We start from the raw sequence: 24,264 nt of genomic DNA, 5'->3' as shown, positions 1-24,264 counted from the left end.
CCCCTAATTTGGATAAAAATCGATAACATATTTTTCTAGTATACCACATAAAAACGTAGGCTGCGCGGAAGAAAAGTGCTGTAGCAGTGTAGCAGAGTATTGTCTATTCGTGATACATTATGAAGATAATATTGCTGTTGGAAATGGAAGGTGGAGAGCGCCATGAGCTGGAATTTTGTCATGGATGAGCGGCTTGGTATTCCGCTGCCGCATCTGGAGAAAGATTGGGATGAATACAGCGAGCAGGAACGGGCCCGTATTTTACTCAGGTGGGAAGAAATTCGCGGCACGATCCCCGATCATGTGAAAAGATTGGAACGAGTTATAATCCAAAAGCAGCATTGGTTAGCCCTGGAGGAAAATTTCAAGATCTCCTGCCAGTTGAACACTGAAATCGCTGAGCTGGCCGCCACGATCAATGAACTCCACTTATGGTTTCGCGTAAACCAAGACATTAACGCATCCGCCACACACCACTGAAACCGACCAAAAGCGAAAGAGGCTGTTAAGGGGCTTCTATAGAAGCTTCTAATATAATATAATATAAGCTATGTTTTTTTGATGTAAGGGATGAACGGCAGCAGACTGGTAAAAGAGTCCAATCAGAGAAAAAAGAGGTGAGCGTCTCGTGGTATGGGCGGAAGCAGTGCAAAAAATATGGTCCGCTTTATCGGAACATCAGCCGTCTCTCTATCCGGCGGAAGAGTGGGATGAACTGCTCGACATTAGAATCTCCAAGCTAGCTCTGCCAGAAGCTGTGTCCGAACAGCTCACTTATGTGCGGGCTGTTAAAGCAGGCTTGCACCTGTTGAATGAAAGCTTGGATCACTCCCATGAACTATCCCAAAACATCGACAATCCAACCGGAAGCTACTGGCATGCCATTATGCATCGCATGGAAGGCGACTATGGGAACGCAAAATATTGGTTCCGTCTCGTCGGCACACATCCGGTATTCGCCGTGCTGCACGAGCAGGCCCGGACGCTGTGTGAAGGATTCGAGCTGAGCTCTATCCAAAATGCGTCATTGAGGGGCCAGCTGGAAACACTTAAGGTGCACCCTAACTGGGATCCGGATTTGTTCACCGATCTTGTCCGGCATCAGGTAACCGTTGCGCAGGAAGACCAGGTTGACGAGCTGCTGCGCGAAATCCAATGGCGTGAAATGAAGCTGCTGCTGCAGTTTGCGATGGAACGGACCGGAGGGAAGCTGCTTGAGCTTTAGGACCCGTGGCATGGTGCTCGTCCCGCGCAACCCCATTCATCTGATGCTGAGGGTGTACCGTTTTATTTTGCCGGAAGTACGTGAGCAGCTGCGGTATTGGCGGCACAGGGCGCAGCAGATGCCTGATCCCGAGCTGCGCAAGCAGGCGATCACAAGCATGACCAGCAAGGAATTCCACTGTCAGGGTGGAGCTGTGTATGCGGCCGCCAGACTGCAGATGCGCCATGTGCTCATTCCATTGATAGTGGCACTGCAAACGATTAGCGACTACTTGGACAATTTATGCGACAGGAGTACGTCATTGGACCCCGATGATTTCCGTAGGCTGCACCAATCCATGCTGGATGCGGTGGACCCCTCCGCGCCGCTGCACGATTATTACGCTTATCGCATGGAGAAGGAAGACGGCGGCTACTTGAGCGATTTGGTGAAAACATGTCAGGCGAGCATCAGACTGCTGCCGTCGTACCCGCTCGTTGCAAGCGAAGTGCGGGAGCTGGCAAGCTTATACTGTGAGTTGCAGGTGCACAAACATATCAGGCACGAACTGCGCGAGCAAGCTCTGCTTGACTGGTGGCAGCGATACGAGTCGCGCTACCCAGGCATCAGCTGGAATGAATTTGCTGCAGCGACCGGGTCGACGCTCGGCATGTTCATGCTGTTTCTGGCTGCCAGCGACACCTGTCTGCAGCAGCAGACGGCAGCCGCCATTCGGGATGCTTATTTTCCTTATATATGCGGTTTGCATATTTTGCTCGATTATTTGATTGATCAAGAGGAAGACATGCGCGGTGGAGATTTAAACTTTTGCAGCTATTATGACGGTATGGACCAGACGGTTGCGCGTATAGCTTTCATCGTGCTGAAAGCGAGAGAGAAAGCGGACCTTTTGGAAAACCCGGCGTTCCATCGGATGATTGTTGAAGGACTGCTCGCGCTCTATTTGTCCGATCCAAAGGTAAGCAAACAAAGACAGGTGAAGCAAATCTCGCAGCTGCTGATGAAGGGCAGTCCGCTCACCCGACTGTTTTTCTTGTTTAACAGCATAGTGATTCGGAAAACATCTTAGTATATAGGAGGAAACCATACATGACAGTAAAAAAAATAGCGGTTCTGACGAGCGGTGGAGACTCTCAGGGAATGAACGCTGCTGTGCGCGCGGTGGTGCGGAGCGGGTTGTTTTACGGCTTGGAGGTTTTTGCCGTGCAGCGCGGCTATGCGGGATTAATCAACGATGATATCCGGGAGATGGATTTGCGCAGTGTGGGCGATATTATCCAGCGCGGCGGAACTATCCTGCAGACGGCACGCTGCAAAGAGTTCATGACCCTCGAAGGTCAGCAAAAAGGTGCGGAAAACCTGCGCAAGCGCGGAATCGATGGACTGGTCGTAATCGGCGGTGACGGCTCTTATCAAGGGGCTAACAAGCTTAGCCAGCTCGGCATCAAAACAATGGGTCTGCCCGGCACCATCGACAACGATATTCCATACACCGATTTAACGATCGGCTTTGATACGGCCGTGAGCATCGTGGTGGACGCGGTAAACAAGCTCAGGGACACCATGAGTTCTCACGAACGTTCTTCCGTTGTGGAAGTGATGGGGCGCCACAGCGGTGATATAGCGCTGTATGCCGGCTTGGCGAGCGGTGCGGAAACAATTCTGGTGCCGGAAGTGCCGTTCGATTTGGATGAAGTGGCCTCCCGGATGGCAAGCAACTTTGAGCAAGGCAAGCGCCACAGTATTATTTTGGTTGCTGAGGGCGTAGGCAAGGGCGAGGATATCGCGAATGCAATTACCGAGCGCAACGGCATCGAGCCGCGCGTCACCGTGCTCGGCCATATTCAACGCGGCGGGGCCCCAACCCATAACGACCGAGTGCTGGCTGGACGGCTCGGTGACTTCGCGGTCCGCAAGCTGATCGAAGGAGAGTCTGGCAAAGCCTGTGGCATCATTAAAGGCGAGCTGGTGCTGACAGATATCGGCACCGTCGTCAACTCGAAGAAGGAATTTAACATGGAGCTGTACGAGTTGGCTAAAAGGTTGTCTCAATAGTACAGAACCATCACCAGACACCATCAGCCGTTGCCTCCTACAAGGACGGTTTATGGTGTTTTATTTATACACGAAATCTTATGCAACCTTTGACCGTTTCTGATACGATAGGTATTGTGTTAACCCAACTGCCGGACAGGAGGCTGGATCGTATTGTACATGTATAAGCTTGAGGTAGAGCTGAAAGAAGAACAAAAGGTGCACGTAATTGTGTTGGCGGAGGATGACGCGCAAGCGTTTGATTTTTTGGAAGAGCAGATGGTGCGCCATTTTATACATACCCCGGAGGTTGCAGAAGCGACGATTATCGAGAAAAAAAGGGCGGTGAAGGGCGCGGGGTACGTGGTGGAATAAGAACGGCTTGAAAAGAGGTGGGTGCTGATATGGACTACTTTACGAATCTGGAGAATGATTGGACTGCATTGCTGGCGGCGGAATTTGAAAAGCCATATTATCATGAGCTGCAGCAGTTTCTGGAGGAAGAATACGCTACGAAAACCGTCTATCCCGCCGCCAAAGATATATTCAACGCACTCAATCTGACTTCGTACTTGGATACGAAAGTTGTTATATTGGGGCAGGATCCGTACCATGGTGAGGGGCAGGCACATGGTTTGAGCTTTTCCGTTAAGCCGGGCGTACCGGCGCCGCCCTCCCTGAGAAATATGTTAAAGGAGCTGCACGATGACATTGGCTGCGCCATTCCGAATCACGGCTGTCTGGTGAGCTGGGCGGAACAAGGCGTACTGCTGTTAAACGCGGTGCTCACCGTGCGTGAAGGCACGCCGAACTCGCACAGGGGAAAAGGGTGGGAGCAGTTTACCGATCAGGTCATTCAACACCTGAATGGCCGGGAGCAGCCGGTCGTGTTTGTGCTATGGGGAAGCCAAGCGCAGCAAAAGCTGCAGTTCATTACCAATAAGCGGCACGGAGTGCTCCGCTCCGCGCATCCGAGCCCGTTGTCGGCGCGCCGCGGATTCTTCGGCAGCAAGCCGTATTCTAAGGCGAACGAACTGCTCGTTCAATACGGAAGTTCGCCGATCGATTGGCAGCTGCCGAACCTATAGCTGTAAGGCCCTGTCGACTGACGAGGCATGTAGTTCGCGCAACGTGCTAGACAGGGCCGTTGTACAAATTCTACAAATTATCTGATAAGTTAATTGTAACTCACATTCGGTGTGTAGGTGTTTACGGCGTTCCACAGTAAAAACTCGTCGATGCCGTTATCCTTCAAACCGCGTATTTGTTCCTCAATCTCATGCTTGCCATACTTAATGGAGCCTTTCACCCACGACGCTGTGAAATCCTGTAACCAGGGCCGGATGACCGGCTTCAAATCACCGATGGGTTCCAGTTTTTTATGCGTGTGCTGCATGGCACCGTTTATTGTAACATACGGAGCGGCGTCGGGTACGTTCACGCCAAACCAGCCTGCACTGTAGTGGCTTGGATAGACCATCGGACAAATCACGTCGACATTTTGCGAAATTTTTTGAAAGTCCTGACCGATCCCATACGCGGCGGGTACGGAGGCAGCGTAACCGAATATGTCCACGGACATCCTCACGCCCATTGGCGTCAGCTGTTCGCGTGCGTATTTCACAAATTCAGCAACAGCATCGATTCTTGAGCGATCATCTTTGTAATACTGCAATGCATCGGCGCGTTTTTCAAAGCCTTCGGGAAAACGCACATAGTCGAATTGAATTTCCTTGAATCCGGCTTTAGCTGCTTCTTTGGCGACTTCAATGTTGTAATCCCACACTTCCTTATTGTATGGATTGACAAAGCTGTCTTTGCCGTTGTTCCACACACTGCCGTCAGCGTTGACAAATGATAGCTCAGGACGTTGTTTTGCCAAAACCGTATCCTTAAATACAACGATTCTCGCGATGGGGTACACTTCATGCTCTTGCAGCGTGCTCATGAGCTGCGGCAAATCGCTTATTACCTGCTTTGTCGTGCCCAAGGCTTCGAGCTGCGGGTTACCTGTGGGATAAGTTATGTATCCCCAGTCGTCCTTGATGTCGATAACCATGGAATTCAGTTCCGTATCATCCATCAGCTTTAACAGATTGGTCATGCGCGCGCCTGCGGCACTGTGGGCGGTCACATAAACTCCTTTGACCTTGGGCGCTTCCTTTTGCGGGTCCTGCTTCTGGGCAGGGCGCAGATGGTCTTCGGCCGCCGCGGTGGAGCCAGGGCCGGCTTGCTGTGCAATGGCATTTCTCGAATCCAACGAGGCCTGTACGAGTTGGTCAAAGCTAACATCAGGATGAGCTGTACCCACCTGACCCGCGACCATGAGCAGGGAAGCTAACAGAAGTTCCATAGCGTGAGAATCTCTCCTTGCTAGAATGATATTTTTATGATAATGGAAGGTTGACAGGTTAATAGGGAATTTTGATGCATTTTGCCGATTGTTGGGGAATTAACATTTTGTTTAAAGGACAGGTGTTATGAAAAAGCAGATCTGGACTCTCCGTGGACTCAATTTTTCTTACTATGCGACGTCGGCAGCTCTTATGCCTTTTTTGCCCATCTATTTCGGGTTAAGAGGTTATTCGTCATCACAAATCGGTCTGCTTATGATGTTCGGGCCGTTTGTTGCGATCTTCGCGCAGCCGATATGGGGTTATCTCAGTGACCGGTATAACACGCTTAAGCTTATTATTTTCGTCTTGTGGGGACTGACTATCGCGTCAAGTATTGGCATATTCGCCACGGATGGGTTCGGTTGGGCTTTCCTGTTTATGCTGCTGCTGTACTTTTTTATGCAGTCTTCCGTGCCTCTGCTGGACAGCATGACGATCAAATCTGCGCTGCAGGCGGGGATATCGTATGGATCGGTCAGGCTGTGGGGATCAATCGGCTTTACCCTGATAGCGTTGTCAACAGGCTACGTACTTCAAGCTTTCGGCGGCATTCAATTCATTTCCGTGTGGTATTGGCTGATCTGGCTGCTCCCGTTGGTGCTGTTGATTTTTTTAAAAGACGAGAAGGCCAGCGGACCTCAGATTTCGCTCGCTGCATTGACCAGCGTAGTTAGAAACAAGCCGTTTCTTTGGTTTCTGCTGCTTGTGTTCATCATGATGGTGCCTCATCGCATGAATGACGCACTGTTCGTGCTTTATTTGAAAGACTTGGGTTCCAGCGATTCCTTGGCGGGCTGGGCTTGGGCGTTGGCGGCCGTGAGTGAGATTCCCACGTTCGCTTTGCTTGGCAGATATATGCATCGCTTTCATGAACTGGCGCTGCTTGGCATCGTAGCGGTTCTGTATACTGTCCGGTGGTTAGCCTACGCATGGATCACCGATCCCGCCATACTGATATTTATGCAGGCAACACACTCCATTACGTTCGCCGTATTCTGGATTGTGGCAGTACATTATGCCGTCCGCTTGGTGCCGGATGAAATGCGGTCCACGGGGCAAGCGATGCTATCCGCTGTGTTTATAGGCTTGGCTGGAATTGTAGGGGGATTTGCGGGCGGCTATATCAAAGACTATTGGGGCGGTTCGTCAATGTATGTACTCGGCGCCGTGCTGACGGCAATCGCCGCAGCATTGCTGATAGGTACTCACTTATATGGGCAGAAGCAGAAGAAACCGCTCGGCATGCCCTCCATATAGGAGACCGAAACGCTATCGGCGGACGACACCGTGACGGTGCTGCTGCTAGCACACTGGAATGCGCCTGGTGGCCGCGATTGACACCGCGGTGCAGCGTTATCAACCAAAAGAAAGACGCCCTTAATGTAATAGGGCGTCCTTTTGTTGTTTCGATATACTGTATTGAATAATTTCCATTGCGTCTTCCGGGTGCAATCCTTCTAGTCCATTGCGCAGCACAATGTCGCAATCTAATTCGGTTCGCTTCAGAGAAGGATACAACTCGGGAGTCAATCTCATTACGATCGCCGACAACTTTACTGTTTCCACAAGCATCACCCTTCCTCTTTTTTATCTTTCGGGAAGACAGGTTAACTTTCGTGAGCAACACATGTAAAGGATGTAGCTAGAAATGAAATTACTATTCCAGTATACCACATGCAAAAAAAATATGTATGGATTAATATGCCATCACCCTTCTACCCCCGGCGGAACTGGCCGATTATCCCGGTGGTCTCCACGATATTAACGAAAGCGCCTGGATCTGTTTCACGTATCATCTGCTGCAAACTGACCAGTTCGAAGCGGGTAGTGACGGTCATCAGGACGTGCTGCGGTTTTTTCGAATAGGCGCCTTCCGACTGCATCACAGTAACCCCCCGCTCGACTTGCATGAGCTTCTCCAACAACCGGTCCTTGTGGTGGGTGATGATGAAGAGAGTGACTTTTAAATGCCGGGTATGGATCATGTCAACCACTCTGCCGGTAATGTAAATAGATAGCATGGAGTACAATGCGAGATCCCAATCCCGCTGAAAGTAACCGAGTGCCACAATCACACCCCCGTTGAGCATAAACAGCACAGTCCCCAACGGAAAATCGCGTTTTTGTGTTAAAATGGCCCCGACAATGTCAAATCCCCCTGTCGACCCGCCGGCTCGCATAGAAATGCCTGTTGCAAGCCCCATCAACACGCCGCCGGTAACCGCTGCCAGAATATCGTCATTGGCGATCGGATACTCAGGTATGAGAGTAAGGAACCATGTCGTCAAAATGACGGATACAACACTAAGTGTAACGAATCTGCGGCCGATACGAATAAGACCTATCACGATAACAGGAAGGTTGCTGAACAAATAAACGAGAGAGATGCTCCACCCCGTTAAATAGCTTATAATCATCGAAATCCCCGACAAACCGCCGGTTAACAGCTGGCGGGGTACAAGAAACCAATTGAAACTGATCGCTATTATAGCTGCACCAGCTGTGATCGCTAACAGCGCACCAACCCAAGACCGCACCAACGGGGTAACCTCCTCACTTCGCGTTGATACGCTTAGTATGGATGAAATAATGTGTTTCCAACCGAGCGGCGTGTGGCGAAGCGCTGCCGCCGATTCTGCCGTATATTACATATTCGGGCTGGTCAACGCCAATACTAGCATAGACTTGTGTGCCTTCAGGCAGAATGGGATAATTCGTCATACGCGGCTCTCTATTGAAATTTGACATGGACGGTTTCTGTGTCCACATTGGCAGCTGCAGCAGCGCTCGGCTTGTGTATGGAGCACATCCGCAATTATCGCATGATACCTGGTTATGTTGACGCGGCGGCGATGGGTTTCACTCGGAGCCTAATAATGATAGCCGTCTTTCTGGAATATTGTTTCTGTCTGTGGTATAATACTAAAGATATTCTTAAGTACGGCCTGGCGTATGTAATTACGAGTGCTTCGGACGCTTTTTGCAGATAAAAGGATATAGGAGACGCACTTAAGGGTATATACAAACTAGAACCCTATTTAAAAGGAGAATGAAGACATTTGAAAAATTTCAGCGAATTCGGTCTTGAGCCAAAGGTACTGCGTGCCATTACGGAAATGGGCTTCGAAGAATCCACCCCGATTCAAGAGAAGGCAATCCCGATCGCAATGGAAAATCGCGACCTGATCGGTCAGGCCCAAACCGGTACAGGTAAAACAGCGGCGTTTGGTATCCCGCTCGTTAATAAAATCGATGTTAAGGAAGAGAAAATCGTTGCTTTGATTATGTGTCCAACCCGTGAGTTGGCAATCCAAGTGGCTGAGGAAATTGAAAAGCTCGGCAGATTCAAAGGAATTCGTTCGCTGCCGATCTACGGCGGCCAAGATATCGTGAAGCAAATTCGCGCTTTGAAGAAAAGACCGCAAATCATCATCGGCACACCAGGTCGTCTGTTAGACCATATTAACCGTAAAACCATCAAGTTGGACGATGTTCAAACGGTCATTTTGGATGAGGCGGACGAAATGCTGGATATGGGCTTCATGGATGACATCCAATCCATTTTGAAGCTGGTGCCAAGTGAGCGTCATACCATGTTGTTCTCGGCTACCATGCCGGCCAACATCCAAAGACTGGCTCAACAGTTTTTGAACAACCCTGAGCATGTTTCGGTGATCCCTAAGCAGGTTAGCGCACCATTGATTGAGCAATCATACATCGAGCTTCAGGAAAGACAGAAGTTTGACACTTTGTGCCGCTTGCTGGACATGGAATCTCCAGAGCTCGCGATCATATTCGGCCGCACCAAGCGCCGCGTAGATGAGTTGGCCGAAGGCTTGCAAAAGCGCGGCTACACTGCAGAAGGCTTGCACGGTGACTTGTCGCAAAATCAACGTGACAACGTAATGAGAAAATTCCGTGACGGCAGTATCGACGTGCTTGTGGCGACAGACGTAGCTGCACGGGGTCTGGATGTCTCCGGCGTAACGCACGTGATCAACTTCGATCTGCCGCAGGATCCTGAGAGCTACGTGCATCGTATCGGCCGTACCGGCCGTGCAGGTAAGGAAGGCGCTGCATATACCTTCGTAACACCAAGAGAAATCGATCACTTGAATTTCATCGAACGGTTGACGCGTCATAAAATCGCCAAGAAGCCAATGCCTAGCCTGGCTGAAGCGATCGAAGGCAAGCAGAAGATGACGGCGGAACGTATCTTGCAGTTGCTGGACAAGGAAGATCACAACGAATACAAAGGTTTGGCCATTCAGCTCTTGGAGCAGCATGATTCGGTCCACTTGCTGGCGGCGGCTATGAAGCTGCTCACCGGTGAGAAGAAGGACGTTACTGTCGAGTTGACTCCGGAAGAGCCGCTGCGCGCACGCAAGAGAAGAAATGATGTACGCAGCGCGGGCCGCAAACCGTCCGGTAGCTACGGCACTGCAGGCAATGCACGTGGTGGAGACAGAAGATATGGCGAGCGCTCCGGTGGCTATGGCCGTTCTCAGCGCAGAGACGGCGGTAGAGACTATGGCCGTGGCGGCGGCCGCGGTGAAGGGCGCGACTACGGACGCGATCGCGGATTTAACCGGTCCACGTCCGCCCGCGCGAACGATGATCTTGCAAAACGTTAATAACCCGAAAGGTGGAGCTCGCAACATAAGCTCCACCTTTTTTTGTTGCGTCTGGCGCGGGTACTGTCGGCGATTGTCGCGCTGCGGCGCGTACGTGGGTAGTCGTATCCGCGCGGGCGGTTGCGGCAATGCGCGCAGACGGTGTGGCCTGAGGAACGGGTGCGGGATGCCGCGCAGATGGTCGTGGCCCGTACGGGTGGTGCGGGCAATGCGCGCAGACGGATATCCTGTGGCCGCGAAACCTGCCTATCCGGTCAAAAAGACAACTACCGGGAACAACAGAAATAAGCTATAATGAGGGCAGAGGACGGTTGGTGATTAGATGAGGAGGGTGTTGTTTTGGAATTTAGAGGCATCATGGGAGGCTTTTACCGCATCTCGGAGTGGATTATGCGGTTATCCGTCATTAACGTTTTATGGGTCGTGTGCGCATTCCCCTTTTTCATCATCGCGCTCACCTTACTTCAAGCTGAATCGCCCGAACAGCTTTTATCAACGTTCATTCTGTTGGCGGTGCTATCGCCGTTCACCTTGTTTCCATCGACAACAGCGATGTACACGGTGGCCAGAAAGTGGCTGACGGGTGAAGAGGATGCGCCGCTGTGCAAAACATTTTTCCGCGGGTACAAAGAAAACTTTTTGCAAAGCATGCTAGGTGGCTTCGTGTATTGCCTGTTGGCTGTAATTTTGTACACAAACTTCAGATATTATGGTACGCAAGGCGGCTTACTGGGAGTTTTACGCTTTTTAGTGTTGACGCTTACAGTTGTGGTGTCGATCTCGCTCTTTCACTTCTTTTCGATCTTATCTCATCTTCATATGAAGCTGTTTCAAATTTTGAAAAGCGCTCTATTGATCACGATCGGTCATCCGATACGCTCTGTCAGCATGATTGTGGGCAACCTGTTAGTGGTGTATATAAGTTTAACGCAGTTTACATTTTTAATTCCGTTTTTCATGGGCAGCTTGATCGCCATCATCTCTTTTTGGCACTTTAATCTGATCTTTGGTAAGCTGCAAATGGCTCAACAGAAGCTCTCTGAGGAGGAAGCGGCCAAAGAAGCGGAGCAGAACGGGGCAGCCGATGCAGGGCAGCAGCGGAGCGCAATGGACAAGTCAGACACTGATCATGTGAGCACTGCTGCGGTGGCGCATGACGAGGGCGCGCAGAGCCAGAAGCTGAGTTGACTATTATTTAACTACGTTGGGAGTAGAAGTGAGGTTTACTTTCTCGCCGAAAGATCATATAATGGGTTTACAGCAAATCCTGCGGTGTTCGTTTCGGTTTTAAGTTGTTTTGAACCAATGACTGTTTCTTGGGAGACCTACATTGAAGCGCGGCTGACATGCCCCCGAAAGGGGATCTCAAAAGCGATTCTGCGGACACCCACCTGCGAGAGCGGGTTTGAAACGCTAAATCGGACGGCATCTGCGGGTTTTTTTGTATTTTTTGGAAGAGGAAAACCATCATTGGAAGGGTGACAAAAGTTTTGAAACTGTTCATCGACACAGCGAACGTAGAGGAAATTCGCAAAGCACATGAATTGGGAGTTATCGCAGGAGTCACGACAAATCCTTCCCTTATCGCAAAAGAAGGCAGAGATTTTTTTGAGACAGTAAAAGAGATCGCTTCCATAGTGGGCAATCTGCCTATCAGCGCTGAGGTTATTAGCCTGGAAGCCAAGGAAATGGTGGAGCAGGGCAAACAGCTCGCAGCCTTGGGGGACAACATCGTTGTAAAAGTTCCTATGACCGAGGACGGTTTGAAAGCGACTAAAATTTTCACAGAGCAAGGTATTAAAACGAATGTGACACTCATTTTCAGCTCACCTCAGGCGTTGCTTGCAGCTCGAGCAGGTGCAACTTACGTGTCCCCATTTATCGGACGGTTGGATGACATCAACCAGGTTGGGATGAATCTGATCAAAGAGATTAGCGCAATTTTTAAAGTACATAATATTCAGTCTGAAATCATTTCAGCCAGCGTACGCCACTCCGCTCATGTCATCGAAGCGGCGCTGCTTGGTGCAGATATTGCGACAGTGCCTTATAAAGTTATCCAGGGCATGGTCAAGCATCCGCTCACCGACACAGGCATCGAGCGTTTCTTAGCCGATTGGGAAGGCGCGAAACTAAGTCAGTTTTAATTCATGTTTTAAAAAGCCTGCTTGAGTCTCAAACATTGAGCCCAAGCTAGGCTTTTTTGCTATTCATATAGGCGCCGCAGATTCTGGTTGTAATCACCCGATGTGGGCTGTCGGCATGCCGCGACGGACGTTCCATGCATGCTCATATGCCGGCCTGATGGGCCGAACAGTTAATGTTCGTGCACGCATAATATTTTGCCTGCCGCGGCACGACAACAGCTCGAACTCTCTCACACCAAATTATTTAGACACCGCCAAATCACTCAACTGATGCAGGGTGCAGCGCAAAGCGGGATACAGCGAACGGTACACTTCGTAATATTGCTCATAGCGCCTCTGTTGGTTCTTGTCTGGCTCCACGCGGTGGACCACCTTAATCCACTCTTGGCAGAGAACGCTCACATCCCGTTGCAGCACCCCGGAAGCAGCCAACAGAGCCGCGCCGTACGCCGGACCGTCAGTGGAGTTGACTGTCACGACAGGATAGCCGAAAACATCCGCGATCATTTGCCTCCAGAACAGGCTGCGTGCACCGCCGCCGTTGACGCGCAGTTCGCGGATTTCAACGCCGGACGCGGTGATGAGCTCCATGGAGTCTCGTAATCCGAAGGTGATGCCTTCGAGGACCGCACGGGTGAGATGGGCTCTGGTGTGCCGCATGTTTAGGCCGATAAAACCGCCACGAGCTTTTGGGTCTGGGTGAGGGGTGCGCTCGCCGGTCAAATAAGGAAGGAACAGCAGGCCTTCGCTGCCCAGCGGAGCCGTTTCTGCTAGCGCGGTCAGATAGCTGTACACATCGCCGCCATTGGCTTCCACCTGCTGCAGCTCATCCGACGCAAAGTGGTTTTTCCACCATTGAAACGAGCCGCCTGCCGCCAGCATGACGCCCATACGGTGCCACTTGCCGGGTACGCCGTGGCAAAAGGAATGCAGCCGGAACTCCGTATCGGCTTGATACGTATCGTCGTGTACGAACACCACGCCGGACGTACCAAGGGCTACGGAGGCGATGCCCTGCTGAACTACGCCTACACCGACCGCGCCGCATGCTTGATCTCCGCCGCCCGCCACTACCGGTGTGCCGGGCGCGAGCCCTGTGAGCTCAGCCGCGCCATCCAGTACCTGTCCAACGACATCATTGCTCTCGTATAGCGGCGGCAGCCATTCTAGCGGAAGACCCAGCGCACGCGCCACTTCGGACGACCACGAACGGTTGGCCACATCCAGCAGCAGTGTGCCGCTGGCATCCGCCATATCCATGCCTAATTCGCCGGTGAGCTGCAGCCTCACGTAGTCTTTTGGCAGCAGTACGTGTGCCGTTCTCGCGTAATGATGCGGTTCGTGGTTGCGCAGCCAAATCAGCTTGGGCGCCGTGAAGCCCGTTAACGCACGATTTCCCGTCAACCGGCCGAGCTCCGTTATGCCGACGGCTTGCTCGATCCACTCGCATTCAGCGGCAGTCCTCTGGTCGCACCAGAGCAGCGCTGGTCGCACCACTTTCCGATCGCTGTCGAGAAAAACCGAACCATGCATTTGTCCTGATAGCCCCACACCAACGACCTCTCCGCCAGAGACCGAAGCTTTTGCCAATAGTGCTCGGATGGCCGCTGCGGTGCTCCGCCACCAATCCTCGGGATGCTGTTCCGCCCAGCCGGGCTCAGGCTGCAGCAAGGGATACTCCACGCTATGGCTGGCTTTGACCGTACCTGCACTGTCAACCAGTACGCATTTTACAGCCGACGTGCCCAGATCAATTCCTAAAAAATAAGACATGACCCATCCACCCCACAGAAGTTTTATACTTAGTTTATTCGATGAACTAATGTATATCATATATATTCGCATTCTACGAAGAAAATCCTGCCGCGCGCCATATGCATATGAATCATGCGAAGCGGGGAATCCACCCTCCGGCCATGGCAGATGACTGCCAATGTGCTCGCTGGGATGGCCGTCACAGAAATGTCATTGAATTGTAGATATTTTTAATAGAAGCCACATAATATTGTCTAAAATGTGAAATAACTCTTTATCCGGTGTAAGAATGATGATAGAATTGTAACTAAATGTGTTTGCGTAAATTGCATTGCAACTTCTATGAGGAGGGAAAGCTTTGTTGAAGCGCACCTTGATCGGGATCATTCGCAGTCAGGAAACTACCGGTGAGAAAGCGAAAGACCCGGCGTTGAAAACCCGATACTATAAACTTTCTAAGGATGAGGTATGGGATGAGGTAACCAATATGTTTAAGAAAATGAACGGTTACAAACTGCTTCATGAGGTAAAAAGTGTCGGAGAGATCGTGGTAGAACGAAAAACGGTGACTGGGCGAACGCAGGACATTACTTTGACTCTATTCGGAATCAACCCGGTTAAAACTGCAATCGATATTTACTCGGCCTCACGCGGGTCCTTCGGTGATCTCGGTTCGAATTACAGGACGATTTTGGAGATCTACAGACAGTTGGACCGTCGCCTTGCGGCTTACAAAATTGAACAGCAGTGATGGACATACAGCCCCTGATATTCTCGTAGATTCCAGCCGGGATTATACATATAAACAGCTTGCCGTGCGGACACGGGCGAACTTGGAGCTTGCATCGCTATCAGTAGGATCATCCCATGGATGAAACTTTGAACCTGATGTGATAATAAAAACAGCAGAGAGGCTGAGCTTCTCCGCTGTTTTTTTGGATTATACGAGCTTTTGAACTGCTGCAATAGCGTTCTCATAGTTCGGATGTTCTGTCATTTCCTGCAAGTATTCAACATATTGCACAGTGTCGTTCGCATCAATCACGAAGATAGATCGCATATCAAGCTGAATCTCTTTAATTAATACACCGTACGCGAGACCGAAGGAATGGTCTTTATAATCGGATAGAGTGATGACTTTATCGATGCCGGCGGCGCCGCACCAACGTGATTGAGCAAACGGAAGGTCCACACTGATAGTAAGTACAACCACATTGTCACCAAGCTTTGCCGCCTCTTCGTTAAACCGGCGAGTTTGAGCATCACATACGCCAGTGTCCAAAGACGGGACTACACTGATTAATTTCACTTTCCCTGCGAATTCAGCCAAGGATACTTGCTCCATCAGGTTCTTGTTGACCTTGAAATCTGGAGCCTTGTCCCCTACCTTTACTTCAGGTCCGAGCAATGTAATCGGATTGCCTTTCAGAGTTGCTACTCCGGTACGCTCTTGTGTCATTTTGTACGTGGGCCTCCTTAATATACAATGAGAATGATTGGTATTTAACCAAGATTTATTATAAGCTTTTCAAAAGGCATTTGTCCAATGGGAAGGAGACCCGCTGTGGAAATCAGACAGCTGCAATACTTTGTCAAGGTAGCGAAGAAACAGCATGTAACACAGGCCGCGGAAGAGCTGCACGTAGCACAGTCTGCGGTGAGCAGGCAAATTCATCAACTGGAGGAGGAGCTCGGAGTCCCATTATTCGTCCAGAAGGGGCGCAATCTTCAGTTGACGACCGTCGGGAAAAAGTTTTTAGGCCGGATGGAGCAGATATTGCGGGATTTAGACAGGGCCGTGAATGAAGCGCGTGAGTTTCTTGATCCTGAAGCGGGCGAGATTCGCATCGGTTTTCCCCACAGCTTGGGTATCAATCTGCTGCCGACTGTGGTAGCGAGATTTCGTCAGCTCCACCCCAATGTGAAATTCCGTCTGCGTCAGGGCACATATAATAGTCTCATCCGTGATGTCATCAAAGGAGAGCTGGATTTAGCCTTTATCTCCCCGTTCCCGGAGCAAAATGAGTACGTGAGCGGTGACCTGCTGCTGCGAGAGGAGCTCTACGCGATCGTGCCCGAAGGACATGACCTGGCCCAAATGGGAACCATCAGACTGGAGCAGCTGAAAGACGAGGCATTCGTCATGTTTAGCGAGGAGTACTCTCTCCGCAACATCGTTTTGGAAGCATGCGCGAAGGCTGGCTTTGTACCTCAGATCGGCTTTGAGGGGGAAGAGACGGATACGATCCGAGGGCTCGTTGCCGCGGGCATGGGAGTGAGCTTACTCCCGGAGATGGCTTTGACGGAGATCAGCCAGCTGCAGCCTGCGAAAGTCAGGGTGACGGAGCCGCAGGTCACTCGCAGCATAGGACTGATTCAACGGACAGGAGAGAAGCTGCCGCATGTCGCGGAAGTGTTTCAGGCCTTCTTGCGCGACTTCACGCTGGGCAATAAAAAAAGCACATCTTGATGAAAAAAGAAAAAAACGCCGACGGCCTATACAGGCTGATCGGCGTTTCGGCGTGATTCGTATAGTTAGTCCTCGTTGCGGTTGGTGAAAATCATAATATATTTCAGCAACTCAAGCAGCGAGATCAGTGCAGCGGCAACATAAGTCAATGCAGCGGCATTTAACACTTTAGCGACTCCGCGTTCTTCGTCGTTAGTGATGTAGCCCTCGGCCACCATCAAATTCCTCGCGCGGCTGCTGGCGTTAAACTCGACAGGCAGCGTGATCAACTGGAACGCGACGGCTGCGGAAAAGAACAGAATCCCGATGCCAAGCAAAAAGTTGAATTGCTGAAAGATCAGGCCGGCTATGATTAAGAAAGGTGAAACACCGGACGCGAAGTTAACAGCCGGAAACATGCGATGACGCAGCGCCAGCATTGGATAACGTACGCTGTGCTGAATCGCGTGGCCCACTTCATGGCAGGCGACGGACACGGCCGAAATTGAATTCTCGTAATAAACCGGTTCCGATAACCGCACCACCCTGTGTATCGGATCATAGTGATCTGACAGGCGACCTGCGATTGGCTCGATGGGCACGTGGTGAAGACCGTTGGAATCAAGCATACGGCGTGCTGCCTCATAGCCGGTCATCCCGGAATACGTAGGGACGTCGGCCCATTTGTTGAATGTGCCTTTCACGCGAAACTGTGCCCACACAGAAATGGCGAAGGCGATGAGGATCAGGATATCCATTGGATGAAAAAACATGGCAGCTAACCTCCATTTATATTAGGATAAAGGATTTTTACCCATCAGTAATACTAAGGCTTCAATGCAGGCCACTGTGTGGGGAGTGAGCAGCGTGTTCAGCCTTTTCAGCTGGGACGGCTTTAATCGTTCCAGCAGCGGACTGATCTCCTGCACTTCTTTTTGCAGTTGTTGCAAATGCAGCTGAAGAGATGTCAGCTTATCTGTCACAATCTCATCTGAGCATATTTTTGTCCACAATGTCAGACTCGCCTTAATTTCCTCTAGGGTATATTTCTCCCTTTTCATATTCTCAATACGTTTGAGTCTCAGTAAGGTTTCATCGCTGTACAACCGATAATTCGTTTCTGACCGGGCTGTCTCTTCAATTAAACCAAGCTTCGTGTAATAGTCGATCGTTCTGGGGCTGACCGCTGATAACCGAGCCAACTCACCGATTCTGTAGAGCTTCATATCCCCATGGAAACCACCCCTCGATCAGTTTTTCCTACTTATAATGATAACTGAAAATAAACCATACAGTCAAACGTGACGCTTGCAAGAAAACATGCTGAAAAAACGAGATACACCGTCTCCTGCCCGAGGCAGAACCCATGCACGGCCCCGACGCAACGAAATATAATGTGACTAAATATCACATACATCAGACTCACCGATCTCCAACTGCTCCACAGGGACCCTTCAACGGTGCCGTATGTTAGGTTTTATATTCATTTGCTGTTTTCTTCATAAAAATTGTATTGTCAAACATAAAGGAAATGTATATAATGGCAATAATAATTTCAACAAATGTTATAGAAACTAACATATCGAAGGAAGTGGTCCACTATGTTAAAGAAATTGCTATTGTCTGCGGGTCTCATGTCAATTCTGATGCCAACTATGGCGTTCGCAGCGGAGGATGCGGCACCGGCCCAGCTGCAAAGCGCTATCAACTCAGTCTGGGTGATGCTGGCTGCAGTTTTGGTTATTTTTATGCAAGCTGGCTTCGCCCTGTTGGAGACAGGGTCTACAAGGATGAAGAATGCCGGGCACGTGGCTGGTAAAACGGTGCTGACGTTTGGTGTGTGTGCTGTTGCGTTTTGGGCATTGGGATTCGGGCTTGCGTTTGGCGAGGGCAACGCTTTTATAGGCCTAACCGGATTTTTCGTTAACGGTACCGCAGAGCAAGCGGCAGCTGCCTTCGGCTCATTATCGTATTCGGATGTGCCGATCGGCATTAAGTTTATGTTCCAATTGGCGTTCGCAGGCGTATCCCTGGCTATCTGCTTCGGCGGTTTTGCAGAACGCGGCAAGCTGGCCGTGTACTTCCTGTTCGGCATCTTATTCACAGTGCTTATCTACCCGGTCATAGCACACTGGATTTGGGGCGGCGGCTGGTTGGCGGGCCACGGAAAACAGGACTTCGCAGGCTCTACGGTGGTCCATTTAACGGGTGCTACCGCTGCACTCGTGGCTACAATTATGCTCAAGCCGCGGATCGGTAAGTTCAATAAAGATAGAACACCGAATATGCTGCCAGGCCACAATCAAGTGCTGTCGGTGTTAGGCGTCATCGTACTGTGGATTGGCTGGTTTGGCTTTAACCCGGGCTCGACGCTAAGTGCCATGGGTGACGGTTTCTTTGGCTACATCGCTATGACAACTAACCTGGCGGCTGCCACAGGGGGTATAGCGGCCATCGTCGTAGCCTGGATTTATTTTGGCAAAGCGGACATTCCGAGCATGTTAAACGGCGTTCTGGCGGCGTTGGTCGCGATTACGGCATCATGTGCATTTGTCACAGTGAGAGACGCAATTATCATTGGAGCCGTGGCCGGCATCGTGACGTTTTTTACAGCACAATGGTTTGAAAAAGCAGGCATTGATGATCCAATCTATGCGTTTTCCGTGCACGGTGTGGCCGGTATCTGGGGGACGCTGGCCAACGGTATTTTCGCGCATCCGGATCTGGTCGAAACCGTTGGAGTAGGTCAGCCTGGACTTTTATACGGCGGCGGACTGCATCAGTTGGGTGTGCAAGCTTTGGGCATATTCTCGGCTATGGCTTACGTTTTGGTCGCATCATTCATCATTTTGTATATTTTAAAAGTAACTATCGGCTTGCGTGTCACCGAAGAAGAAGAATTAATCGGCTTGGATTTGTCCGAGCACGGTAGTTACGGCTATCCTGAGCAAATGAAAAAAATGATTCAACCTGCGGCGCATGGTCATACGGCGGAAACAGCACAAGCTGCTCCAGCCGCGTCAACGGTGTAAACCAATCAGGCATCACACTAAAGGAGGCAGCGCATGGATGAACTCGCATTAGATATGATCCGTGCTGAAATTGAAACGGCTGACGATTGTTCACAACTGCGGCGGTTACGTGATCGACTGCATCACGTTTTCCAGACGCGGCTCCTTGTGTCTGATGCGTTGGAGTGGAATCGTGTTTTGAATCAAGTTCACGATTGCTTTCTTCGGAAATCGGTAGCACTCGCTCAACAGAACCTCCGCCAACGAGGGCATGAAGACGCTCCTGCGTCTTTTGCCTTTGTTTTGTTTGGAAGCGGGGGCCGCGGCGAGCAGACATTGTGGAGCGACCAAGATAACGGTTTAATCTATGATGACCCAGCGGACAGCGCAGACAGGGAAAGGGCCGACACGTATTTTACTGCGTTATCGGGCGAGATCAGCTCGTTGTTACTTGAACTCGGCTATCCACCATGTGCCGGCGAGGTGATATGTACTAATCGTAGATGGAGGCAGCCGTTGAGCGCTTTCCGCGATGCTATGCTGGCATGGTTCGCAGACCCGCATTGGGAGAATGTACGCTATTTGCTGATATTCGCAGATATACGGACGGTGTACGGTAACTCCGGACTCGTGCGTCGACTACAACAGTCGTTTAGCGCGCGTATCAGTCGAAAGCCGGTCATTCTGGAACACATGCTCCACAACACTTTGCATCACAAGATCACGCTCGGTATATTTGGGCAGCTGATTAAGGAAAGATACGGAGCCGATGCTGGTGGCTTTGATATCAAGTACGGAGCATACATCCCCATCGTGAACGGAATTCGACTGCTCGCTGTGGAGGCAGGGATAGAGTCGACGTCCACCGAACAGCGGATCATAGAGTTGAGGCAGCGCGGGCGGCTGGAAGAGGAAATAGCCCAGGACTGGTGGGAGGCTTTATCTATCGCGGTAAAACTGCGGTCGTTGGTACCCTATCAGCTGGAGGCAGGGCAATACACATCACGCGGCAAGCTGCCTGCTGACGATTTAACGAAGGAACGAACCACTCAATTGAAACTATGCCTTCGCATTGGCAATGATTTACAGAAGTTTGTAAAGAAGCGAATACGCGGAGAAATGTAAGGAGCCCGCAGTTGCCCGAGGCACGGTCGCAGACGGACGACACGGCAGTCGCAGAAGGAAGCGGCAATGCTGGTACCGGAGGAGCCACGACTTGGCAGTATGATGATAAACGGTCTCGGGATATCGTGAGGAGGGACGTCCGGTTGAAAGGCGTGAAATCTGGGGGCATATGGCATTTATATAAAATGGGCGGGATCACCCCTGCTATCACTTCCATGTTCAACGCGCAGTCTGCCCAGCAGATGGCTTTCATCCGGTCCATCATGCGGGAGCAGCGCAAAAACCCGCTGTTCGAGGTGCCGTTGGACACCTTGGAATTGGTTGTGTTTGATTTGGAGACCACCGGCTTTTCGCCTTATAACGGGGATGAAATCATTTCAATCGGGGCCGTGGCCGTGCAAGGGGACAAGGTGTTTGAGGACGACACTTTTTATAGTTTGGTAAATCCGAAGCGGCCTATCCCGTCAGACGTTACACAGCTGACGGGCATAACGAACGACATGGCGGACGCTGCGCCGGATCTGCTGTATGGGTTGGGGAGTTTTCTGGAGTTCGTCCGGCAAAAGGTGCTGATTGCTCACGGCACCGGGCACGACAAGCATTTTCTTAATTCCGCCTTATGGAAGACGTCGAAGATTAACTCAACCCATCGAATGCTGGATACAATGATGATTACTAAATGGCTCAATCCAGATTTGGAGAAATATGACCTGGACTATGTGCTTGCCTATTATAACGTTGACATTACCACCAGACACCATGCGCTGGAGGATGCCATGATGACGGCCAAGCTGTGGTCTAAATTGATGGCTGAAATTAGATCCAGGCGCATCCATACATTGGGAGATTTGTACACTCAATTGAGCCGTCATCAATAACCTTTGGGCATGCACGCTGAAGGTTTTTATTTTTCTGCTGTGCTTATAGGTATGAGAACATGCCGCGTGGTGCCCTTCGAATCATTCTGCCTCTCATATCGATACGCGCGTATGTCACATGCTGATTCTGACAACAGGGATACTATCCAATGGCTAGGCAGTTTGTGCCACTCGGTTTGCAGATCCTGTGCGGACGGTGCCGCGGGAGCCGCCGGGTGAGAGTGCAGTGTGCCCGCTAACAAGCGGTGATCCTCTAATGGGCGGTGCAGCGCGAGTAGTATGTGGTCCGGATGCATCGCGAAATTGCGGGCTGGGTCCTTTGCCACATTGGGGACAGGCATGAATTCGTCCACAAATAGGCTGGAGCCGATACGGTGTCCGAACAAAAAGCCGCATGCTTCGTGCGGCTTTTTCTGTGTGCAATATCTTGTGATCTCTTCTCTGATGGTCTTCGTGACTACAATAGCAGTGATCATGCGCTCTGAATTCCTTCATCATATTGTACGTCAATTATAACTCGATAAAGGAGTCTTGTGAACGGCTCACGCCAGCCGTCCTTTTGGTTTAACCATGAAGTAAATTAGCCCAAGAGCGATAACAGACAGACTAGTGACAGATATAAACACGATAGCATGGGAAATGTCCATCATCCAGCTGAACAGCGGCGGACCGAACGCTACTCCGAGGAATCGCAGACTGCTGTAGATCGAAGTGATCATGCCGCGCTGCTCTCTTTCTACTGAGCCGGTGATCATTGTATTCAAACACGGCAGCAGCAGGCCGGTACCGATACTGCTTATAGTCAGCAGGGTTATCAATACATACATGTTATCCATGTTCAGTACGAAGATACAGGCGCCCAGTGATATCACCATTAGGGCTAAGCCGATGTTCATCAGCCAGCGCATTAATGTTCCGTTCTTTTTAATCATCGCTCCAGTGGTGTAAGACGTTATGACCATACCGAGCAATGGTATAGCGAGAATGAAGCCTTTTGGCACGCCGTCGATGCTGTAAGGCGGGGCTTCGAGTACGTCCGACAGATAGAACAGAACTCCAAACAGAATAAACAAAGCCAGAGAGCCTGCAAAAAACGCCGGAATTAACCAGTGGCCTTTGTCCTTCATAATTCGGCCTATGCTCTCCATATATGCGCTGAATTTTGGGGCAGGCTTATCTTTTTTCGGCTCGGTGAGAAGAAATATCACTGCGAGCAGTGACAAAAAGCAAAACACGGGAAACGCGAAAAATGCGGCGTACCACACAATCAGGGCAAATAGCGAGCCAAGAATCGGACTGATTACTTTACCTGTGCCGTTGGCCGCCTCAGTGAGACCAAGCGCCTTACTCTCCGTGGCTCCCGAGTACAAATCACCCGCTAAAGCCATAGCTATTGGAGCTGTGCCCGCTGCGCCAATGCCTTGTATGGCTCGTGCTGTGATCATCACCCCGTAGGAATTCCACACGGCCCCGAATCCGGCAAGGATACCCGCCAAGCCGTAAATGAGCAGCGAAGGGATCATAATACCTTTACGTGAATATCGGTCAGACAAATAACCTGCGAAGGGTATGATTAACCCTGCGGTAACCGAAAATAAGGTAATGACCAAGCTGCTCTGGAATTTGCTGATCCCCATCTCTTGCTGCATTTGTGGCAGCACAGGCACGAGCATCGAGTTTCCTAATACGAGAACAAGTGGAACACTGGCGATGGCGATGAACTCCCATATTCTGTCTTGTCCCACATCGCCCTTTTTTCGCTTGCCGCCGGCCGACGGCTCTGCTCGCCCTGCATTGTCCTTCTCATTTTCAAATGAGAGTTTCAGTCGTTTGTCTTTGGCGTTTTGCATCGGTCGCAAGTCTCCTTAACACACATAATGTAGCAATAGTGTGTCCTCTAGAGCTTGCCATCATTCTTTCCTGCTTTTGCTCGACCATAGTCCGGCGGTTACCAGTGTATATTCGGATGCAGTGAGGAATAGCAAGCTTGGAGCGATATGAGATTGGAACAAGGCAAAGGAGGCCTATCATGAAAAGAATTGTGTCTGCGTTGGTAATAACGGTACTCTTAGCCGGATGGGCCGTATTTCAGACGGGTGATGGTGGTACGCAGGCAAGGCAGGCGGCATTGATCTCATCGGAAATTGCTCTCGGGAAAACGGCACCTGCTTTTTCTCTGCTAGGCTTGGATGAAAAGGAATATAAGGTGGGTGGAGTGCGGGACAAGCCGCTAGTCCTCAATTTTTGGGCTTCATGGTGTGGTCCTTGCCATCAGGAGGCGCCGGATTTGAAACAGATGTATGACAAGTATGGAGAGCAGGTGGATTTGTACGGTGTCAACGTGACCAAGGGAGACCGGCTGCCGGACGTTAAACGATTCGTGAAGCAGCATAAACTGCCTTTTCCCATCTTGTTAGACGAAAAGGGAACGGCTGCTGAGATGTACCGGATCATCGTAGTACCCACCACTTTTTTGATCGATAAGCAAGGCAACCTCCGTGACGTTATCCACGTACTGCCGCCCGATGAACTGGACAAACGAATTCGGGCACTAATTGACACAAGCAAATAGGTGGCGGCGCAGGCAGGAAGATCGAGTGTGGGGAAAGA

The 24,264-nt window shown here is 50.7% G+C and carries 25 protein-coding genes and 1 other RNA gene; 17 read left to right on the top strand and 9 right to left on the bottom strand.

All coding sequences use genetic code 11. The features are described from left to right. The first annotated feature begins 162 nt into the window (after nt 1–162). The 6 genes from CBW46_RS09825 (at nt 163) to CBW46_RS09800 (ending at nt 4,347) form a co-directional block, all read left to right on the top strand. Nucleotides 163–480, top strand: a complete 318-nt coding sequence (locus tag CBW46_RS09825; protein ID WP_089199832.1) for a hypothetical protein — start codon at nt 163–165, stop codon at nt 478–480. 166 nt (nt 481–646) lie between these two features. After that, nucleotides 647–1,225, top strand: a complete 579-nt coding sequence (locus CBW46_RS09820; RefSeq protein ID WP_243633253.1) for a hypothetical protein — start codon at nt 647–649, stop codon at nt 1,223–1,225. A gap of 43 nt (nt 1,226–1,268) precedes the next feature. Then, the gene (locus CBW46_RS09815) at nt 1,269–2,294 is read left to right on the top strand and encodes a tetraprenyl-beta-curcumene synthase family protein (protein ID WP_089200022.1); all 1,026 of its coding nucleotides are present in this window, start codon (nt 1,269–1,271) and stop codon (nt 2,292–2,294) included. Nucleotides 2,295–2,314: 20 nt separating this feature from the next. Then, a complete protein-coding gene (gene pfkA / locus CBW46_RS09810) occupies nt 2,315–3,280 on the top strand; it encodes a 6-phosphofructokinase (RefSeq protein ID WP_089199830.1) in 966 nt (321 codons plus the stop codon). Nucleotides 3,281–3,439: 159 nt separating this feature from the next. After that, the gene (locus CBW46_RS09805) at nt 3,440–3,634 is read left to right on the top strand and encodes a DUF3906 family protein (RefSeq protein WP_341538180.1); all 195 of its coding nucleotides are present in this window, start codon (nt 3,440–3,442) and stop codon (nt 3,632–3,634) included. Nucleotides 3,635–3,663: 29 nt separating this feature from the next. After that, a complete protein-coding gene (locus CBW46_RS09800; RefSeq protein WP_089199828.1) occupies nt 3,664–4,347 on the top strand; it encodes a uracil-DNA glycosylase in 684 nt (227 codons plus the stop codon). Between the two features lie 89 nt (nt 4,348–4,436). Here CBW46_RS09800 and CBW46_RS09795 read toward each other — a convergent pair whose 3' ends face one another. Beyond that, a complete protein-coding gene (locus tag CBW46_RS09795) occupies nt 4,437–5,612 on the bottom strand; it encodes a putative glycoside hydrolase (RefSeq protein WP_089199827.1) in 1,176 nt (391 codons plus the stop codon). A 127-nt stretch (nt 5,613–5,739) separates the two neighbouring features. On the opposite strand from CBW46_RS09795, the gene CBW46_RS09790 reads away from it, so the two are divergent. Next, nucleotides 5,740–6,912 (top strand): MFS transporter, encoded by a 1,173-nt coding sequence (locus CBW46_RS09790; RefSeq protein ID WP_089199826.1) that lies wholly within the window; start codon nt 5,740–5,742, stop codon nt 6,910–6,912. 120 nt (nt 6,913–7,032) lie between these two features. Here the strand turns inward: CBW46_RS09790 and CBW46_RS09785 are convergent, their stop codons facing one another. Together CBW46_RS09785 and CBW46_RS09780 are read right to left on the bottom strand one after the other, a co-directional pair. Further along, a complete protein-coding gene (locus tag CBW46_RS09785) occupies nt 7,033–7,227 on the bottom strand; it encodes a hypothetical protein (RefSeq protein ID WP_089199825.1) in 195 nt (64 codons plus the stop codon). 143 nt (nt 7,228–7,370) lie between these two features. Beyond that, on the bottom strand, nt 7,371–8,192 hold the full coding sequence (locus CBW46_RS09780; protein ID WP_089200021.1) for a YitT family protein: 822 nt from the start codon (nt 8,190–8,192) through the stop codon (nt 7,371–7,373). A 522-nt stretch (nt 8,193–8,714) separates the two neighbouring features. On the opposite strand from CBW46_RS09780, the gene cshA reads away from it, so the two are divergent. From cshA to fsa, 4 genes are all read left to right on the top strand, one after another. Continuing rightward, the gene (gene cshA / locus CBW46_RS09775) at nt 8,715–10,289 is read left to right on the top strand and encodes a degradosome RNA helicase CshA (RefSeq protein WP_089199824.1); all 1,575 of its coding nucleotides are present in this window, start codon (nt 8,715–8,717) and stop codon (nt 10,287–10,289) included. Nucleotides 10,290–10,628: 339 nt separating this feature from the next. Next, on the top strand, nt 10,629–11,477 hold the full coding sequence (locus tag CBW46_RS09770) for a YesL family protein (RefSeq protein WP_089199823.1): 849 nt from the start codon (nt 10,629–10,631) through the stop codon (nt 11,475–11,477). Nucleotides 11,478–11,550: 73 nt separating this feature from the next. Further along, nucleotides 11,551–11,731, top strand: a non-coding RNA gene (gene ssrS, locus CBW46_RS09765) — 6S RNA. Nucleotides 11,732–11,779: 48 nt separating this feature from the next. Further along, the gene (fsa, locus tag CBW46_RS09760) at nt 11,780–12,436 is read left to right on the top strand and encodes a fructose-6-phosphate aldolase (RefSeq protein WP_089200020.1); all 657 of its coding nucleotides are present in this window, start codon (nt 11,780–11,782) and stop codon (nt 12,434–12,436) included. Between the two features lie 240 nt (nt 12,437–12,676). On the opposite strand, the gene xylB is transcribed toward fsa, so the two are convergent. Continuing rightward, entirely contained in the window at nt 12,677–14,209 is a 1,533-nt protein-coding gene (gene xylB, locus CBW46_RS09755; RefSeq protein ID WP_089199822.1) for a xylulokinase, read from the bottom strand. Between the two features lie 340 nt (nt 14,210–14,549). Between xylB and CBW46_RS09750 the strand changes: the two genes are divergently transcribed. Then, a complete protein-coding gene (locus tag CBW46_RS09750; protein WP_089199821.1) occupies nt 14,550–14,942 on the top strand; it encodes a DUF1499 domain-containing protein in 393 nt (130 codons plus the stop codon). 189 nt (nt 14,943–15,131) lie between these two features. On the opposite strand, the gene tpx is transcribed toward CBW46_RS09750, so the two are convergent. After that, the gene (gene tpx, locus CBW46_RS09745; RefSeq protein ID WP_089199820.1) at nt 15,132–15,650 is read right to left on the bottom strand and encodes a thiol peroxidase; all 519 of its coding nucleotides are present in this window, start codon (nt 15,648–15,650) and stop codon (nt 15,132–15,134) included. 105 nt (nt 15,651–15,755) lie between these two features. Between tpx and gltC the strand changes: the two genes are divergently transcribed. Continuing rightward, nucleotides 15,756–16,661 carry a glutamate biosynthesis transcriptional regulator GltC gene (gene gltC / locus CBW46_RS09740; RefSeq protein WP_089199819.1) on the top strand — a complete coding sequence of 302 codons (906 nt, stop codon included), beginning with the start codon at nt 15,756–15,758 and terminating at the stop codon, nt 16,659–16,661. Nucleotides 16,662–16,726: 65 nt separating this feature from the next. On the opposite strand, the gene CBW46_RS09735 is transcribed toward gltC, so the two are convergent. Next, the gene (locus tag CBW46_RS09735; RefSeq protein WP_089199818.1) at nt 16,727–17,413 is read right to left on the bottom strand and encodes a zinc metallopeptidase; all 687 of its coding nucleotides are present in this window, start codon (nt 17,411–17,413) and stop codon (nt 16,727–16,729) included. A 21-nt stretch (nt 17,414–17,434) separates the two neighbouring features. Then, the gene (locus CBW46_RS09730) at nt 17,435–17,866 is read right to left on the bottom strand and encodes a MerR family transcriptional regulator (protein ID WP_089199817.1); all 432 of its coding nucleotides are present in this window, start codon (nt 17,864–17,866) and stop codon (nt 17,435–17,437) included. Nucleotides 17,867–18,241: 375 nt separating this feature from the next. Between CBW46_RS09730 and CBW46_RS09725 the strand changes: the two genes are divergently transcribed. The 3 genes from CBW46_RS09725 (at nt 18,242) to CBW46_RS09715 (ending at nt 21,654) form a co-directional block, all read left to right on the top strand. Next, a complete protein-coding gene (locus CBW46_RS09725) occupies nt 18,242–19,672 on the top strand; it encodes an ammonium transporter (protein ID WP_089199816.1) in 1,431 nt (476 codons plus the stop codon). Nucleotides 19,673–19,705: 33 nt separating this feature from the next. Next, a complete protein-coding gene (locus tag CBW46_RS09720) occupies nt 19,706–20,776 on the top strand; it encodes a DUF294 nucleotidyltransferase-like domain-containing protein (RefSeq protein WP_089199815.1) in 1,071 nt (356 codons plus the stop codon). A 143-nt stretch (nt 20,777–20,919) separates the two neighbouring features. After that, entirely contained in the window at nt 20,920–21,654 is a 735-nt protein-coding gene (locus tag CBW46_RS09715; protein ID WP_089200019.1) for an exonuclease domain-containing protein, read from the top strand. A gap of 26 nt (nt 21,655–21,680) precedes the next feature. Here the strand turns inward: CBW46_RS09715 and CBW46_RS09710 are convergent, their stop codons facing one another. Both CBW46_RS09710 and CBW46_RS09705 read right to left on the bottom strand, forming a co-directional pair. After that, nucleotides 21,681–22,130 carry a M67 family metallopeptidase gene (locus CBW46_RS09710; protein ID WP_089199814.1) on the bottom strand — a complete coding sequence of 150 codons (450 nt, stop codon included), beginning with the start codon at nt 22,128–22,130 and terminating at the stop codon, nt 21,681–21,683. Nucleotides 22,131–22,196: 66 nt separating this feature from the next. Then, nucleotides 22,197–23,504: an MFS transporter gene (locus CBW46_RS09705; RefSeq protein ID WP_089199813.1), complete on the bottom strand. Its 1,308-nt coding sequence runs from the start codon at nt 23,502–23,504 to the stop codon at nt 22,197–22,199. A 179-nt stretch (nt 23,505–23,683) separates the two neighbouring features. On the opposite strand from CBW46_RS09705, the gene CBW46_RS09700 reads away from it, so the two are divergent. Further along, nucleotides 23,684–24,226, top strand: a complete 543-nt coding sequence (locus CBW46_RS09700) for a TlpA family protein disulfide reductase (RefSeq protein WP_089199812.1) — start codon at nt 23,684–23,686, stop codon at nt 24,224–24,226. Nucleotides 24,227–24,264: the final 38 nt, after the last annotated feature.

The organism is Paenibacillus xerothermodurans (assembly GCF_002220865.2).
In the GTDB taxonomy this organism is placed as follows: Bacteria; Bacillota; Bacilli; order Paenibacillales; family NBRC-103111; genus Paenibacillus_S; species Paenibacillus_S xerothermodurans.
This window is presented reverse-complemented; position numbering and strand designations above follow the sequence as displayed.

What these genes read in the sequence shown, in the direction of transcription:
- CBW46_RS09825 (WP_089199832.1), top strand. Translation starts at nt 163, where the DNA reads ATGAGCTGGAATTTTGTCATGGATGAGCGGCTTGGTATTCCGCTGCCG.
- CBW46_RS09815 (WP_089200022.1), top strand. Translation starts at nt 1,269, where the DNA reads ATGCTGAGGGTGTACCGTTTTATTTTGCCGGAAGTACGTGAGCAGCTG.
- pfkA (WP_089199830.1), top strand. Translation starts at nt 2,315, where the DNA reads ATGACAGTAAAAAAAATAGCGGTTCTGACGAGCGGTGGAGACTCTCAG.
- CBW46_RS09805 (WP_341538180.1), top strand. Translation starts at nt 3,440, where the DNA reads ATGTATAAGCTTGAGGTAGAGCTGAAAGAAGAACAAAAGGTGCACGTA.
- CBW46_RS09800 (WP_089199828.1), top strand. Translation starts at nt 3,664, where the DNA reads ATGGACTACTTTACGAATCTGGAGAATGATTGGACTGCATTGCTGGCG.
- CBW46_RS09795 (WP_089199827.1), bottom strand. Translation starts at nt 5,612, where the DNA reads ATGGAACTTCTGTTAGCTTCCCTGCTCATGGTCGCGGGTCAGGTGGGT.
- CBW46_RS09790 (WP_089199826.1), top strand. Translation starts at nt 5,740, where the DNA reads ATGAAAAAGCAGATCTGGACTCTCCGTGGACTCAATTTTTCTTACTAT.
- CBW46_RS09785 (WP_089199825.1), bottom strand. Translation starts at nt 7,227, where the DNA reads ATGCTTGTGGAAACAGTAAAGTTGTCGGCGATCGTAATGAGATTGACT.
- xylB (WP_089199822.1), bottom strand. Translation starts at nt 14,209, where the DNA reads ATGTCTTATTTTTTAGGAATTGATCTGGGCACGTCGGCTGTAAAATGC.
- tpx (WP_089199820.1), bottom strand. Translation starts at nt 15,650, where the DNA reads ATGACACAAGAGCGTACCGGAGTAGCAACTCTGAAAGGCAATCCGATT.
- CBW46_RS09735 (WP_089199818.1), bottom strand. Translation starts at nt 17,413, where the DNA reads ATGTTTTTTCATCCAATGGATATCCTGATCCTCATCGCCTTCGCCATT.
- CBW46_RS09730 (WP_089199817.1), bottom strand. Translation starts at nt 17,866, where the DNA reads ATGAAGCTCTACAGAATCGGTGAGTTGGCTCGGTTATCAGCGGTCAGC.
- CBW46_RS09725 (WP_089199816.1), top strand. Translation starts at nt 18,242, where the DNA reads ATGTTAAAGAAATTGCTATTGTCTGCGGGTCTCATGTCAATTCTGATG.
- CBW46_RS09720 (WP_089199815.1), top strand. Translation starts at nt 19,706, where the DNA reads ATGGATGAACTCGCATTAGATATGATCCGTGCTGAAATTGAAACGGCT.
- CBW46_RS09710 (WP_089199814.1), bottom strand. Translation starts at nt 22,130, where the DNA reads ATGATCACTGCTATTGTAGTCACGAAGACCATCAGAGAAGAGATCACA.
- CBW46_RS09705 (WP_089199813.1), bottom strand. Translation starts at nt 23,504, where the DNA reads ATGCAAAACGCCAAAGACAAACGACTGAAACTCTCATTTGAAAATGAG.
- CBW46_RS09700 (WP_089199812.1), top strand. Translation starts at nt 23,684, where the DNA reads ATGAAAAGAATTGTGTCTGCGTTGGTAATAACGGTACTCTTAGCCGGA.